Annotated in this window: 13 protein-coding genes; 8 read left to right on the top strand and 5 right to left on the bottom strand. The window is 32.1% G+C overall.

The window, feature by feature from the left end; all coding sequences use genetic code 11:
* Window positions 1-309: 309 nt before the first annotated feature.
* The 3 genes from K6T82_RS07460 to nirK are packed head-to-tail and all read right to left on the bottom strand — an operon-like array spanning window position 310 to window position 3,167.
* Window positions 310-906: an SCO family protein gene (locus tag K6T82_RS07460; protein ID WP_223705308.1), complete on the bottom strand. Its 597-nt coding sequence runs from the start codon at window positions 904-906 to the stop codon at window positions 310-312.
* Between the two features lie 16 nt (window positions 907-922).
* A complete protein-coding gene (locus K6T82_RS07465; protein WP_223705309.1) occupies window positions 923-1,705 on the bottom strand; it encodes a formylglycine-generating enzyme family protein in 783 nt (260 codons plus the stop codon).
* 16 nt (window positions 1,706-1,721) lie between these two features.
* Window positions 1,722-3,167 (bottom strand): copper-containing nitrite reductase, encoded by a 1,446-nt coding sequence (gene nirK, locus K6T82_RS07470; protein ID WP_223705310.1) that lies wholly within the window; start codon window positions 3,165-3,167, stop codon window positions 1,722-1,724.
* A gap of 256 nt (window positions 3,168-3,423) precedes the next feature.
* Between nirK and capB the strand changes: the two genes are divergently transcribed.
* Both capB and K6T82_RS07480 read left to right on the top strand, forming a co-directional pair.
* Window positions 3,424-4,683: a cysteate-C-fatty acyltransferase gene (gene capB, locus K6T82_RS07475; RefSeq protein ID WP_223705311.1), complete on the top strand. Its 1,260-nt coding sequence runs from the start codon at window positions 3,424-3,426 to the stop codon at window positions 4,681-4,683.
* A gap of 124 nt (window positions 4,684-4,807) precedes the next feature.
* Entirely contained in the window at window positions 4,808-5,296 is a 489-nt protein-coding gene (locus tag K6T82_RS07480; RefSeq protein WP_223705312.1) for a hypothetical protein, read from the top strand.
* Between the two features lie 314 nt (window positions 5,297-5,610).
* Here the strand turns inward: K6T82_RS07480 and K6T82_RS07485 are convergent, their stop codons facing one another.
* Window positions 5,611-6,729: a GTP cyclohydrolase gene (locus K6T82_RS07485; RefSeq protein WP_223705313.1), complete on the bottom strand. Its 1,119-nt coding sequence runs from the start codon at window positions 6,727-6,729 to the stop codon at window positions 5,611-5,613.
* Between the two features lie 45 nt (window positions 6,730-6,774).
* On the bottom strand, window positions 6,775-7,740 hold the full coding sequence (locus K6T82_RS07490; protein ID WP_223705314.1) for a transporter: 966 nt from the start codon (window positions 7,738-7,740) through the stop codon (window positions 6,775-6,777).
* A 124-nt stretch (window positions 7,741-7,864) separates the two neighbouring features.
* Between K6T82_RS07490 and K6T82_RS07495 the strand changes: the two genes are divergently transcribed.
* From K6T82_RS07495 to K6T82_RS07520, 6 genes are all read left to right on the top strand, one after another.
* Window positions 7,865-8,158, top strand: a complete 294-nt coding sequence (locus K6T82_RS07495) for a DUF4834 family protein (RefSeq protein WP_111378714.1) — start codon at window positions 7,865-7,867, stop codon at window positions 8,156-8,158.
* Between the two features lie 49 nt (window positions 8,159-8,207).
* Entirely contained in the window at window positions 8,208-10,664 is a 2,457-nt protein-coding gene (locus K6T82_RS07500) for a YfhO family protein (RefSeq protein ID WP_223705315.1), read from the top strand.
* Window positions 10,665-10,728: 64 nt separating this feature from the next.
* The gene (locus tag K6T82_RS07505; protein ID WP_223705316.1) at window positions 10,729-12,015 is read left to right on the top strand and encodes a glycosyltransferase family 4 protein; all 1,287 of its coding nucleotides are present in this window, start codon (window positions 10,729-10,731) and stop codon (window positions 12,013-12,015) included.
* A 37-nt stretch (window positions 12,016-12,052) separates the two neighbouring features.
* Complete coding sequence (locus tag K6T82_RS07510; protein WP_223705317.1) at window positions 12,053-13,522, top strand: oligosaccharide flippase family protein; 1,470 nt, start codon at window positions 12,053-12,055, stop codon at window positions 13,520-13,522.
* Between the two features lie 45 nt (window positions 13,523-13,567).
* The gene (locus tag K6T82_RS07515) at window positions 13,568-15,238 is read left to right on the top strand and encodes a mechanosensitive ion channel family protein (RefSeq protein ID WP_223705318.1); all 1,671 of its coding nucleotides are present in this window, start codon (window positions 13,568-13,570) and stop codon (window positions 15,236-15,238) included.
* Between the two features lie 258 nt (window positions 15,239-15,496).
* Complete coding sequence (locus K6T82_RS07520; RefSeq protein ID WP_223705319.1) at window positions 15,497-15,796, top strand: hypothetical protein; 300 nt, start codon at window positions 15,497-15,499, stop codon at window positions 15,794-15,796.
* The last annotated feature ends 60 nt before the right edge of the window (window positions 15,797-15,856 follow it).

The raw sequence follows: 15,856 nt of genomic DNA on the forward strand, positions 1-15,856 counted from the left end.
TGTATAATGTTTTCTATAGATATTTCGCTTCTCCGAAGCTTTACAATATGTTTCTTTTTAACTTAGTTATAAATAAAAAACAAGAGCCGATTTTATCATAAACCTGCTCTTGTTTCTTACTAATTAACCTATTTATCAAATGAAATTTTTAAATTTAAACACATAGAAACATAGTTTAGAACCTTAAAAAAAGGCGTTTCACTAGCATCAATTCACATAGTTCTATGTGTTAAAAATCTAGATTTTTTTTAATTCTCTTTTTCGATTCTCTTAAAAATCTATGTTTCTATGTGTTTAGAAATTATGTTTTCATATTTTCCCTGCTTCCATATTTATTGCTTCAATTGTTTTATCATTATTTACACCTAAACCTTCCTGTTGAAAAATCAATTCACCTTCTGGATTAAAAACGCTTATAATATTCGAATGCGAAAAATCTATTGGCGATATTTTTTTATAATTTACCGCTAAAACTGCTGCAAACTCACGCGTGTTTTCTTCTGTTGAACGAAGAAAAATCCATGGTTCTTGATTCATTTTGTTTTCAATGGCAAACGATTTTAATCTTTCTGGCGTATCGGTTTTTGGATCTATACTTACCAAAATTAATTTTACATGCTGTTTGGTTTGTTTCTCCAATTTCGATTCAATATCGCGCATATCGGCAACCAATCTTGGACAAGCCGATTTACAGCTTGTATAAATCATAACCATTACTAAAACATTTCCTCTAAGCGATTTCAATTCAATATCTTTTCCGTCTTGCGTTGTCCATTTAGAAGGAAGATTGTAAATCGATAAATCACTGATTTCCTTTTTTGTTTCTGCTTTAACCTCTTTTTTATCTGCTTCTTTACAATTATAAATTGTGAAGAGAAGAAGAAAAGCAATTGCTATTTTTTTCATTTTAAACTAATTTAAATTAGATTTTCGGTTTTGTCGTGCTGGCACATCTAAAACCAAGATTTCGTGTTGAATATTGCGCTTTCAAGCTTCCGCGAAAAGCATAACGCATAAAAGCTGCATAATCCATTAAGTCGGATGCATTTACAGATCCGCTTCCGCAGAAAAGATTTTTATCAGAGCTTTTGTCTTTTCTTGACTCTCCCGATAAAAAAATACTATTGAAATCGGAAGTCCATTCCCAAACCAAACCGTGCATGTCGTAAACTCCCCAATAGTTTTTGAAAGTTTTTCCAATTTCATTTTCATACGTTTTCGATTTCTCGTACCAAGACAAAATATATTCGTTAAATTCTTTTTTGGTTCTGGCATCAATTTTTCTGGTATCGGCCATTGCAACATATTCCCATTCATCCATTGTCGCTAATCTTTTTCCTTTGCATTCGCAATATTTTTTGGCAGCAAACCAAGAAACACCTGTTACTGGTGAATTGGGTTTTGCATTTCCAAAATTAAAATCACTTGTCCAATATGATAAATAGCTTTTATCAGCAAAAATCCCTTTAATTTTTGATTTTTGAAAAGAAGGATTTTTTTTGACAAATTCTAAAAACTCGCGATTTGTAACGGGATAAATGTCTATGTAAAAAGATTTTACTTCGACAGGTTTTTTAGAAACAGCTCCATAAAGAGGGATAAATGATCCCTCTTTGATGTAAGCCATTTTTGTTTCCTGTGCCGTTATGACACTGGTAAACACAGAGAAAAAGACAATTATAAGTATGAAAATAAATTTTTTCATGCTGTTGGTTTTGCTGTTATCTTAACGCTTTTACCATTTCTGGTGTAATTTCTGTTTTATTATTTCCCCAACTGCTGTAGATGTACGTTAATACATTTGCAATTTCATCATCAGATAAATTCTGAGCAGGCATTATGTTGTTGTATTTCTTACCGTTAACAGTCACTTCTCCCGTCAAACCATGCAGAATTGTATTAATAGCTCGTTTAGAATCGGCATTTAAATAATCTGATTTTGCTAAAGGAGGGAAAGTATTCGGAATTCCTTGTCCTTCAGATTGGTGACAAGCGAAACAAGTGGTGCCGAAAATTTCTTTACCAATTTTAACTTTTTCTGCAACAGTTCGTTTCGGAATCTCCGTTTTCGCAGCTGTAGTTCCCGGCATTTTCTGAATTGTTCCGCCTTCTGGTAAATAAATACCTTCTTGAATAGTTCCAGAATAAACGTTTTTGTTTTCTTTTCCTTCCACTTTCAACATTCCTAAGGCACCTTTATTAAACGCTCTAAAAATGGAATGATCAACTAAGATGAAGGTTCCTGGAGTTTCAACTTTAAAATCTACAATGGCAGCACCACCTGCAGGAATCAGCGTGGTCTGAACATTTTTATTTACTACGCTTCCGCCTTCAACATGTACACTGTCAAAGATTTCTCCAATTACGTGAAAAGAAGAAACCAAGTTTGGTCCACCGTTTCCAACGTATAAACGAACTGTTTCGCCCACTTTTGCTGTCAATTCTCCTCCATTAGTTAATGAACCTACTTTTCCGTTAAATACAACATAATCAGGAGTTTCTTTTACGGCTTTATTCATGTCAAATGGCTGAAGGCCTTTTGCACCATATTCACCCTGAGTATAGAAATCACCTTGCATTACATAGTATTCTTTATCCACAGGAGGAAGTCCGCCTTCTGGTTCAACCAAAATCAATCCATACATACCATTTGCAATATGCATTCCCACAGGAGCTGTTGCACAGTGATAGACATACAATCCAGGATTAATCACTTTAAAACTGAATACTTTTTCATGTCCTGGCGCCACAAGAGATGAGGTTGCTCCACCACCAGGCCCAGTTACGGCATGTAAATCAATGTTGTGTGGTAATTTGTTATCTGGATGGTTTTTTAAGTGAAATTCGACTTCATCACCAACACGAGTTCTAATAAAACTTCCTGGAACAGAACCTCCAAAAGTCCAATAGGTATATTTTACACCATCGGTCATGGTACCTTCCTGTTCTTTAATTTCCATGTTTAGCTTCAGTTTCATAGCTGTTCTGTTTCCAACTGGTTTTGGAACATGAGGAGGTGAAGTAAGCTCAGCGTTCATTTCGCCTTCCGTCATAATATCAGCATAATTTTTAGTGTCCTCTTTTTTGCAACTGCCTAAAAGAAGAATCATAAAAAATGAACAAAGTAAGATGTTCATTTGAGTCCAAATTTTGTTATTTCTTTTCATATTACTTGGTTTTTGTTTTCGTTTAAATATAGATCAAAAATAAAAGACTAATTTGTCTTTTATTATGATAAAAATCATGTTTGAGAGATAATTTTGATGTGACCTTATTATTGTATTAGACTATGTTTTAAGGTAAATCTCACAAAATTAAAACTATTGATTATTTTTAAATAAAAATAATTGAGGCTCTTCATTTTAAATTAATATTGATTATTTTTGCTCGCTGATAAAGTAAAAAATATTACTACAATATACTATGGTAAAAGATTTATTCGAAAGAATTCAGGACAATAAAGGACCTTTAGGAAAATGGGCTTCTCAAGCAGAAGGTTATTATGTTTTCCCAAAGTTAGAAGGAGAGTTGGGTCCTAGAATGCAATTTCACGGAAAAAATATTTTAAACTGGAGTTTAAATGATTATTTAGGTTTAGCAAATCATCCTGAAGTTCGTCAGGCAGATACAGATGCAGCAATTCAGTTTGGTGCAGCTTATCCAATGGGAGCTCGTATGATGTCTGGACACACTACGTACCACGAACAGTTAGAAAATGAATTGGCTGAATTCGTAATGAAAGAATCTGCTTATTTATTGAATTTTGGTTACCAAGGAATGGTTTCTATCATTGATGCTTTGGTTACTAAAAATGATATTATTGTTTATGATGTAGATTCACATGCTTGTATCATTGATGGTGTTCGTTTACACATGGGTAAACGTTTCACATACAAACACAATGATTTGGAAAGTATGGAGAAAAACTTGCAGCGTGCTACTAAAATGGCAGAAGAAACAGGTGGAGGTATTTTATTTATTACTGAAGGTGTTTTCGGAATGCGTGGACAGCAAGGAAAATTAAAAGAAATCGCTGCTTTAAAGCAAAAATACAATTTCAGATTATTAGTAGATGATGCTCATGGTTTTGGTACTTTAGGTAAAACTGGTGCTGGAGCAGGTGAGGAGCAAGGAGTTCAAGATCAGATTGATGTTTACTTTTCTACTTTTGCAAAATCTATGGCTAACATTGGTGCTTTCGTAGCAGCTGATAAAACAGTTATTGATTATTTAAAATACAACTTACGTTCTCAAATGTTCGCAAAAGCATTGCCAATGATTCAAACAATTGGTTCTTTGAAACGTTTAGAGTTATTGCGTAAATCTTCAGCAATTAAAGATAAACTTTGGGAAAACGTAAATGCATTGCAAAACGGTCTTAAAGAAAAAGGATTTAATATTGGAGATACAAATACTTGTATTACACCAGTTTACTTAGAAGGAAGTATTCCTGAAGCAATGGTAATGGTAAATGATTTAAGAGAAAACTACGGAATTTTCCTTTCTATTGTTGTTTATCCAGTTATTCCAAAAGGGATTATCTTATTGAGAATGATTCCTACAGCTTCTCATACATTAGCAGATATCGAAGAGACTTTAACAGCTTTCGAGGCAATTCGTGAGAAATTAACTAACGGAACTTATAAAGAAATTGCTGAGCGCACAACTGTTGACGTTTCGTAAATTCTCAAAAAAAAATAGATTTCCTTAAGTGGAAATTATGTAAAAAAATCCATTTGTTCTACGAATGGATTTTTTTTATTTAGGGTAACTTTATATCATAATCACAAAATAAAAATAAAGAATTATGAAAAAAGTACTAACACTAACAGCGGTACTTGCGTTGTCGATATTGGCTTCTTGTAAAAAAGAAACGACCACGACAGAACCAGTACAAATTACACCAAGTCCACCAAAAGAGGCTGAAATTGTTGAACCTGCGGGAGATCAATGTTACACATGGAAATCAAATGGAAGCATTGTTGAGATGAGTTTTAATGTAAATTCACATCAGGAGGTAAACGGAAAACTGAGCTACAATTTAGTAGGAAAAGATAAAAATGAAGGAACTTTAATTGGAAACATGAAAGGGGATACTTTAGTAGCTGATTATACTTTTTCATCTGAAGGAGTTTCTTCAGTTAGAGAAGTTGTTTTTTTACAAAAAGACGGTACTTTCATTGAAGGCTACGGAGATATTGTGGAAGCCAATGATAAAGTGAGTTTTAAAGATAAATCAAAATTGAAATTTGATCAAAAAAATACTTTAGTAAAAGTAGATTGCAAAGTAGAGTAAATAGAGTTTTTATTTCATGAAAAATCCATTCGTTTTGGGGAACGAATGGATTTTTTTTATATTAAAATTAATTCTTGAGAGTATTTATATATTCAGTTGAATTTCCGTTCCAATAGCATTTTGTGCAGCGACCATCAGTAAATTCATGAATACAATTTTCATATCCATAAATATAGTGAGCACATTCTGGACATAAGTTTTTCATAACGGATGAATTTTTATAAAATTCACTTTTACATTCATCACAAAATATTAATGAAGATTTGTTTAAGTCCATAATACCTAAAAACTGTCACTGCGACTGAAAACTAAAATTAAAGATTCTTCAAATAAGTCTTTCTTTGACAGTGAATAGTGGGATCAAAATTCTTCCAAAGCAAGTGAATTGCGTTGTTTTCTAATAATTCAGGAGTTCTAATGCAAGTTTGGATTCCTTTTGCAGAAAAGGTTTTGTAATATTCATCAAAAATAATAGCCGTAACTCCTTTGTTTTGATATTCAGGGCGAACTCCAATCAGATAAAAAACAACATCCTTACTGTGTTTTTTAGCTTTTAATAATTGAAGAAAACCAAATGGAAATAATTTTCCTTTTATTTTCTGTAAAGCTTCTACAAAACTTGGCATTACTATACTAAAAGCGACTAAATTATCATCTTTATCTACAACAAACTTTATGTATTCAGGATTGATAAAACTGATATATTTCTTTTTGAAATACTCTTTCTGAACATCAGAAATAGCAACAAACGAAGCTAGTTTTTCGTAAGATTCATTAAACAAATCAAACATTTTGTCTACGTGAGGCATAATGTCTTTTGTTTTGGTAAAATTAAGAGCCTTTAATCCGTAGCGTTTTTTAATTAATTCCTGCGCTTTCTGGAAGAATTCAGGTTTTACATTCGAGAATGGAAATACACTTTCGATATATTGTTTTTCAACCTGAAATCCTAATTGTTCTAAATGGGTTACATAATACGGATGATTGTACCACGTAATCATAGTTCCAACCTGATCGTAACCTTCTGTAAGAACTCCGACTTTATCTAGATTTGAAAATCCCATCGGACCTTCGGTATGTTCTAAATTGTGTTTTCTTCCTAACTCGTATACTTTTTCGAGTAATGCTTTAGTGACTTCTATATCATCAATAACATCAAACCAACCAAAACGAACTTTTCTCTTGTGTTGATTGTTCACTTCAGACCAGTTAATAATAGCTGTTATACGACCAACAATTTTGTTGTCTCTGTAAGCCATATAAAAATAAGCTTCAGCATTGTCAAAAGCAGGGTTTTTTGTTTTGTCAAAAGATTCCAATTCATCTGAAATAATTGGTGGTACCCAATACGGATTGTCTTTATACAATGAAAAAGGAAATTTAATATATTCCGTTAATTCTTTCTTGCTTTTGGCTTCTTTAATTGTGATCATTAATTTGGTATTGAGTGTCTCTTTTAGAGTGTTTGATATTAAATTTTATTCGTATTTTGCTTTACGACGACGTTCTTTTTCCTGATAATCTATGCTTTTTTCATTATCGGTATTCTTTTTAGCTTTTTCCTCGGCTTTATTAGAAGCTTGTTTGTTTTTGTACCACCCATCGTAACGCCAAGAAACACCAACTCCTCCATATAAAATAGACGGTGTATTTTTGAAGTTTGTACTGATAGATGCATCAACCTGCATATTTGCTGATAGAAGGTAAGCTGCACCACCACGAACTATGGCATCACTGTAAAAATCGCTTTTATAGCCTTGATTTTCTACAAAACCAGACCATCTTTCGTTAAATCCGTGGGTCAAAGTTAATATATATCCGTAACTTGGATAATCTGTGCCGATGTAATCTGCTATGATATTGGTTACGAAAACCCATTTTCCGCCACCAAATTGATTTTGTGTAATAAGGGAAATTTTTGGAGAAATAGCACCATCAGGAGAGAAATAATATGGATTATCGGCACCAACAAAATTGGCTCCTGCAAAGACAGAAACGGCTGGAATTAATTCGCGCCAATCGAAACTATGATTCGCTTTATAACTATAAATATTTACTTCTCGTTTATTTTTATAAGGATCATAGATCAGATATTTTGCGCCAAGAACCGTTTGTCTGAAATTATTCTTTTTATAACTAGTATAAGGAGTGTCGAAATTTTCCATTTGATATTGTACATCTAGAACAAATTCTAATTGTTCTAAAAAAGCACCGTATCTAAGCGAGAAATCAGTGCCAAAACCACTGGCGTCATAATTTAGTAAATCATGTTTTTCTTTGATGCCATAAACACCAAGTTCGGCTTGAATTACTGATTTTCCAACACCGTAAGCCGACATGGTTTCGCCTGGGCGATTAGAATTAATGACATCTGTATATTGCGCAAAAAACAGTTGTGGAATAAAAAAAAGTACTGGGGCAAGTAAGTTTTTAATTTTGAACATAATTTTTTTTTAAGATTAAAAAAGTGATAACGCATTTCAAATGTACATATTTTATTATTTATTTAAGATTCATATTTTATTTTTAAGCAATGGATTTATTAATTTTGGAAAAAATTATATAGTTATGCAAGAAGCATCATTTTCAGGTTTGTTTAAGACCATCATGTGGGTTATCGCTTTTTATTACATTTTTAAATTTTTGGCTAGAATCTTTTTGCCAGTATTGGTTAAAAAAGCTGTAGAGAATGCTAGTGAGAATTTTCAAAGACAACAACAGCAATATAATCAAGGCAATACGTATCAGAACAATCGCAATACAAATAATAACGACGAGATAATTATTAATACTGCGAATGCTAAAAACCCGCGCGAAACCAAAAAAGTGGGAGAGTATGTTGATTACGAAGAAATAGATTAGATTTGTGTCCTGAAAAATTAGGATTCATTTTAACCCAAACCAGCCAAAATTGAAAATAGTAAATAAGTTCTATCCGCACGCCCTTGTTGTTCTGGGCTTTATTCTTGTTTCATTAATTTATTTTTACCCAGTTCTACAAGGAAAACAAATTTTCCAGTCAGATATCGCTCAATATACCGGAATGGCAAAAGAGCAAAATGACTTTAGAGCGGTTCAGAATGCAGAACCTTATTGGACAAATTCGGCTTTTGGTGGTATGCCTACTTATCAGCTTGGGGCAAATTATCCTTATGATTTTGTTGGAAAAATCGATGATGTACTTCGCTTTTTACCGCGCCCTGCAGATTATCTATTTTTATATTTCCTTGGTTTTTATGGTTTGTTGTTGGTTTTAAAAACCGATCCTTTAAAAGCTTTTATCGGCGCTATTGCATTTGGTTTTTCAACTTATTTAATCATTATTTTAGGAGTTGGTCATAATGCAAAAGCACATGCTATTGCTTATATGCCTTTGGTAATAGCCGGATTTATACTCGTTTTTCAGAAAAAGTATATATGGGGAGGATTACTCACCATGTTTGCCGTGGCATTAGAAATTAATGCCAACCACTTTCAAATGACCTATTATTTATTGATTTTCTTATTGATACTTTCAGGTTATTTTGCTTTCGATTTTATTAAAAATAAAGAATATAAACCACTTTTAATTTCGGGTGTAACTTTAATTGTAGCTGCGATTTTTGCAATCGGAGCTAATGCTGGTAATTTATTAGCAACAAGCGAATATGCTAAATTTAGTACACGAAGCAACAGCGAATTGACTTTTAATCCTGATGGAACTAAAAAGACAAATGAAAACGCTTTAAGCCGCGAATATATTACAGAATACAGTTACGGAATTGCAGAGAGTTTCAATCTAATCGCACCAAGACTTTTTGGAGGATCAAATCATGAAAATTTAGGTCCAGATAGTAGAATGTATTCTTTCTTTATAGAAAAAGGAGCGTCACCATCTCAAGCGCAAGAATATGCAGCAGGTATGCCAACTTATTGGGGAGACCAGCCTATTGTTGCTGCTCCGGCATATATTGGTGCGGTGGTTTTTTTCTTGGCGGTTTTGGCTCTTTTTATTGATGACAGAAAAATTAAATATGTATTTCTTGGAGGAGCATTATTTTCGTTAATTCTTTCTTGGGGTAAAAACTTTTCTCTGCTGACAGACTTTTTCATTGACTACGTTCCAATGTATGATAAGTTTAGAGCGGTTTCTTCTATTCAGGTAATTTTAGAATTATGTTTCCCTGTATTAGCTGTAATGGGAATTCAGTCGTTTTTTAAAGCAAAAGACGAGCCTAAGAAACAGCAAAAAGCACTTGTGCAGACAGGAGTTTTTGGAATAGGAGTGATTTTAATTTTAGCCATTGCAAAAGGATTTTTCCATTTTTCTGGAACAAGCGATCAGTATTTCATGGAATCTTACGGACCAGATTTCGTTGATGCACTTAAAGAAGACAGAATGACTATGTATTATGCAGATTTGCTACGTACAGGTTTTCTTATTGTAATCACTTTTGTAATTCTTTGGTTATTCCTTAAAAATAAATTTTCACAAACTACAACTTTAATCATCGTTGGAATTATCATGATTTTTGATTTGTTTTTTGTGGATAAAAAATATGTTTCTGCAAAAGATTTTGTAAGTCCTGTTCAGATTGCGGCTCCATTTCAGGAAACAGCTGCAGATGCTCAGATTTTGCAAGATACAACACATTACAGGGTTTTTGAGGTAAATGGCAATATGTCTAGCGCTAGAGCTTCTTATTTCCATAATTCAATAGGTGGTTATCATGCTGCAAAACCTCGTAGAATGCAACAGCTTTTTGATTATCAAATTGCTAAAAACAATCTTGAAATACTTAATATGTTAAACGTTAAGTATGTTATTCAGACTGACAAAGAAGGGAAGGAAATTCCAACAATTAATCCTGATGCCAATGGTAATGCTTGGTTTGTAAGTACTGTAAAATTGGTGAACAAACCAGATGATGTAATGAAAGCTTTGAATACTTTGGATACTAAAAAAGTAGCTGTTTTCAATGTTCATGAGCATGAAAGCAAATTCCAAAATGCAAGATTAAAGAAAGCTTTTGATACTACTGGAACTATTAAAGTAGTGGAGTACAAACCAAATTATATTAAATACAAATCAGATAATGCAAAAGACGGTTTGGCGGTGTTTTCTGAAATTTACTATAAAAATGGTTGGAATGCTTATGTTGATGGTCAATTGACAGATCATTTTCCAGTTGATTATGTTTTGAGAGCAATGGAAGTTCCTGCTGGTAAACATACAATTGAATTTAAATTTGAACCGCAAGTTATAAAGACAGGAGGAACAATCACTTTAATTAGTTCAATTGGAATGTTGGTGCTTTTGGCTGGTGGAGTTTACTTTGGATTTTTCCGCAAAGATTCACAAAGTAATATCGGAGATACTCAAAAATAATTTTTAAACTTTGTGAAAACTTCGTGGATATTTTGCGAATCTCTGTGAAACAGAATAGATCTTAATGGAACAAAAGAAACTTTTAATAATTACTTATTATTTTCCGCCTGCGGGAGGACCAGGTGTACAGCGTTGGTTGAAATTTGTAAAATACCTGCCAGAATTCGATGTACAGCCAATTGTTTATGTTCCAGAAAATCCAACTTATCCAATTGTGGATGAAGGTTTGGTAAGTGAAATTTCAGATAAAGTAATTGTTCTAAAAAATCAAATATGGGAGCCGTATCAATTGGCTTCTGTTTTTTCGAAAAATAAAACCAAAAAAATCAGTTCTGGAATTTTTCCGCAAAAGAAAAAACAGACTTTTCTAGATAAAACTTTTCTATGGGTTCGTGGTAATCTTTTTATTCCAGATGCCCGTGTTTTTTGGGTAAAACCATCTGTTTCTTATTTAGAAAAATACATTCAAGAAAATAATATTGATACAATTGTAACGTCTGGTCCACCGCACAGTCTACATTTAATTGGTTTAGAATTACAGAAAAAACTAAACGTAAAATGGTTTGCAGATTTCCGTGATCCTTGGACTACAATCGGGTATCACAAAGCACTTCGATTATCGTCGTATGCTGCCAAAAAACACAAAAATTTAGAGCATAAAGTATTGAATGCTGCCGACGAAATTATTGTGACAAGTAAAACAACAAAAACAGAATTTCAAGCTATTACAAATAAACCAATTACGGTAATTACAAATGGTTATGATGTTGAAACTGTCGAAAAACAGGCTTTAGATAGTAAATTTACTTTAGCACATATTGGTTCTTTTTTATCAGATCGAAATCCGCCTTTTTTCTGGGAAGTTTTGGTTGAATTACTACAAGAAGTTCCTGAGTTTAAAAATCATTTAGAAATTAAACTAATTGGAGCCGTTAGTCAGGAAGTTTTAGACGCCATAAAAGAACATCAATTAAATGATTATCTGAATTTAGTTGGATATGTTTCACATAAAGAAGCAGTAGCACATCAAAGAAAATCTCAAGTTTTGCTTTTAATTGAGATTAATTCTGAAGATACCAAAAGTATTATTCCGGGGAAATTATTCGAATATATGGTTTCAAACCGACCTATTGTTGCAATTGGTCCACAAGGTTCTGACTTTGCAGACATTGTTACACAAACGAATACTGGAGTATTTTTTGATTATTCTGAAAAAGCGAAGCTAAAAAGTGTAATTTTGGACTTTTTTAATCAGTTTTTGGAAGGAAAATTGCAATCGCATGGAATTGGTTTACAGCAATATTCCAGAAAAAATCTAACCAAACAATTAGCGGATCTGGTTAAAAAATAATTCGTCAAAATTCTAAATTACAATCTAAACTCAAGAAATGGGTATTGTCTTAAATCAGTCTTTTAAAAACACTGTAATTACATATATTGGTTTTGGTATCGGAGCCATTAATACGCTTTATTTATATCCGATTTTTCTTGGGTCAACTTTTTATGGATTAACCAACTATATTACTTCTAGCGCAAATGTTATAATGCCTTTGTTTGCTATTGGAATGCAAAATACATTGGTGAAATTTTATTCTCAATATAAAACCGAAGAAGAAAAATCTCAGTTTCTTTCCTTTACGGTTTTGTTTCCCATTCTGTTGATAATTCCGCTGTTATTACTAGGGCTTTGTTTTTATGATGAAATTTTGTTCTTTTTATCAAAAAAGAATGCTATTGTCAAGAGTTATGTTTGGTTGATACCTTTTATAGGGCTTACAATGGCTTATTTCGAAATTTTTTATGCCTGGGCACGTGTTCACATGCATTCTGTTTTTGGCAATTTTATAAAAGAAATAGGATTGCGATTGTTTTCTCTATTTCTCTTGATAGCCGTTTATTATAATGTCCTAAGTGTTGAAGGATTTGTGTATGCAACTGCAGCCTTATATTTACTGGCATTTTTAGTTACAATGTTTTACGCATTCAGTGTTCAGAAACCACATTTCCAGCTTACGAAACCACAGAATACAAAAGATGTATTAGTATATTCATTTTATATTATTTTGTCGGGAAGTGTTGCCAATTTACTTTTAGACGGAGATAAAATGATATTGAATCAATATATGATTATTGATAATATTGCCTTTTATTCTGTCGCAACTTATATCGCCTTAGTAATTTCGGTTCCAAGCCGTGCCATGCATCAAATTGTATATCCAATTACGGCTAAATTGATGCATGAAAACAAGCATGACGAATTAAATCAGCTTTATAAAAAAACGTCTATTAATTTACAAATTGTGGGCGGATTTGTAATGCTTTGTATTTTTGTAAATATAGATCAGTTGTATGAATTAGTTCCAAAAGAATACAGTGGCGGAATTCCCGTAGTATTTATGATTGGGCTATCCAAATATTTTGATTTAATTTTAGGAAACAACAATGCTATTATTTTCAATACAAAATATTACAGAATGGTATTGTATTTAGGTCTAATGCTGGTGGTTTTAACTGTTGTTTTAAATATGATTTTTATTCCAATCTTTGGAATTTTCGGATCTGCATTTGCGACACTTTTATCGATTACTTTGTATAGTCTTGCAAAATTACTTTTTGTTGTAAAAAAGCTTCATTTGTATCCATTTACCAAGCAAACGATACATTCTATACTTTTGACTTTTGCTCTGTTCTTAGTATTTTATTTTTGGGAATTTCCATTTTTCCAATTAATTTCGATTGCTCTAAAATCGATTTTAGTAACTATTTTGTACGTCTACTTAAACTATAAATTTAAAATCTCACCAGATATCAATAACGTGATTGATACTATTCTTAAAAAAATCGGAATTAAGATTTAAGCTATTTTTTAGTAAAGCGAACTGTAATTTAAAATTGTACGTTTTTTGTTTTTATATTTGTTAGAAAGGATAACTAATTTATTTCTAATCGCATATGAAAATAAAATTACTCAGGTTATTGGCTTTCTTTCTTTTTTTATTTGTTTTTCGGTACTTGCGAGAACTACAATAGTAGAACTTCCTGATAAATCGCTCCCGCCAACAAAACATCAAGGCTATCCCGTAACTCCTTTTAAAGACACACTTTTTCTGGTATATAATAATGTAGGTTCTTTTTCTGCCAAAGAGCGTGCAAATTATATTTCTAACAAAATAAAAAAACTTTATGAGGAATCCTTTTTTGAGAAAGATTCGATTAGTTTGATTCCTTCAGATGTTTCTTTAGATATTGTTTATAAAAACGATTTTGTTATTATGTCTGTTTTAGAAGCAGATGCCAAAGCCGAGAATCAATCAATTTCTTATATTGCTAAACGTAATTTGGCATTAATCAAAAAGGCCATAACTGACCAAAACGAAAACTATTCGCAATTACCTAAGCGCATTGGATACACGGCACTATTAATTCTGATAATAACATTAGTTTTGGTTCTGGCTGGCAAGCTTTTTAATTTGCTGAAAAAATATATCATTAAAAACAAGACAAAATATTTTAAAGGATTTAGTTATAACACGATTAAAATATTATCTCCTGCAAAACAGCAATTTGTATTTCTTCGTTTTTTTGGATTCATTAAGATGGTAACATTAGTTTTTATCGTTTACCTTTCTCTTCCAGTCTTGTTTAGCATTTTTCCAGCTACAAAAGAATATACAACGACATTAATTCAATGGATTTTAACGCCAGCTAAATCTGTCGTTATGGGGCTTGTTGATTTTCTGCCGAGTTTAATTACTATAATTGTCATTGTTGTCATTTTTAAGTATTCATTAAAAGTGATCAAATTTTTCTTTTACGAAATAAAATCAGAAAACATTAAAATTGACGGATTTTATAGTGACTGGGCTTTGCCAACTTTCAATATAGTCAGATTGCTGATGTATGCCTTTATGTTGGTAATTATATTTCCTTATCTCCCTGGTTCCGATTCGTCTATTTTTAAAGGGGTTTCTGTATTTGTTGGCGTTTTGTTTTCCCTTGGTTCATCAAATGCTATTGCTAATATGGTCGCAGGTTTGGTAATCACGTATATGCGTCCGTTTAAAATTGGAGATTACATAAAAATTGGAGATGTAAGTGGAGAGGTTATAGAAAAAACGGCTTTAGTAACCAGAATCAGAACTCCAAAATTTGAAGATATAACTATTCCGAATGCAACTGTATTGTCTAGTACTTCAACAAATTACTCTGCAAACACACAGCATTCGACCAATGGATTATTGGTTCATACTACGGTTTCAATTGGTTATGATGTGCCTTGGGCAGACATTCATAAAGCCTTGATAGAGGCGGCATTAAAAACCGAAATGACTGAAAAAGAACCACAGCCGTTTGTTCTTCAAACAAGTTTGGATGACTTTTATGTTTCATATCAAATTAATGTTTATACCAAGCATCCGACCAAACAGCCAAGAATTTATTCTTCACTTCATCAAAATATTCAAGACTCATTTAACGCTGCCGGAATAGAAATTATGTCTCCACATTACAGTGCTTTAAGAGATGGAAATGCAACAACTGTACAATCTGAGATAAAAGATAACAATAAATTATAGTCTTTACAGTTTAGATTAGATAAGGTTAATTAATTGAAAACGAGTGATTAAATTTAAAATTTTAACACTTGAATATTTTGTAATTAATTGAATTAAAATTAACTTTAACATGAAAATTTAGCAACGCTTTGTTGTAATTGCGGTTTTTTTTCTAACAAAATCATTAAATGTAGGTATTTTTTTATGTTTTAAGATTTAGTAAATTTGCAGGAAATTACAAATAAAAGTGTAATTAGAATTAATTGTAGAGTAATAATTATGAAAGACAATCATCTGAGCCATGAACAAAGCATGCAGGTATTTTCTAATATGATCTCAAACAAAGTTCATAAAGGATTTACGCTGGAAGAAAGAAATGATAAATTGCTTTTTGCAGTTTTATCTAAAGGAGGAAAAGTGGTTAACCACAGTTTAAATTTCATGATTTTTTGTTTAACTCTAGGTTTATGGTCATTTGCTTGGCTGTATCTTACTTTTGAGGCTTCAAAACAGAAAAAGATTTTAGTAGCTATCGATGAAGACGGATTTCCTTTTGAGGAAAGATGTTTAGTAGCTTAAAAGTATTAAAGAGAAATAAAATGAAAGCCATAAATACAAACTAATCAATTGTATTTATGG

The sequence above is a fragment of the Flavobacterium potami genome, assembly GCF_020026915.1.
GTDB classification, from domain to species: Bacteria; Bacteroidota; Bacteroidia; order Flavobacteriales; family Flavobacteriaceae; genus Flavobacterium; species Flavobacterium potami.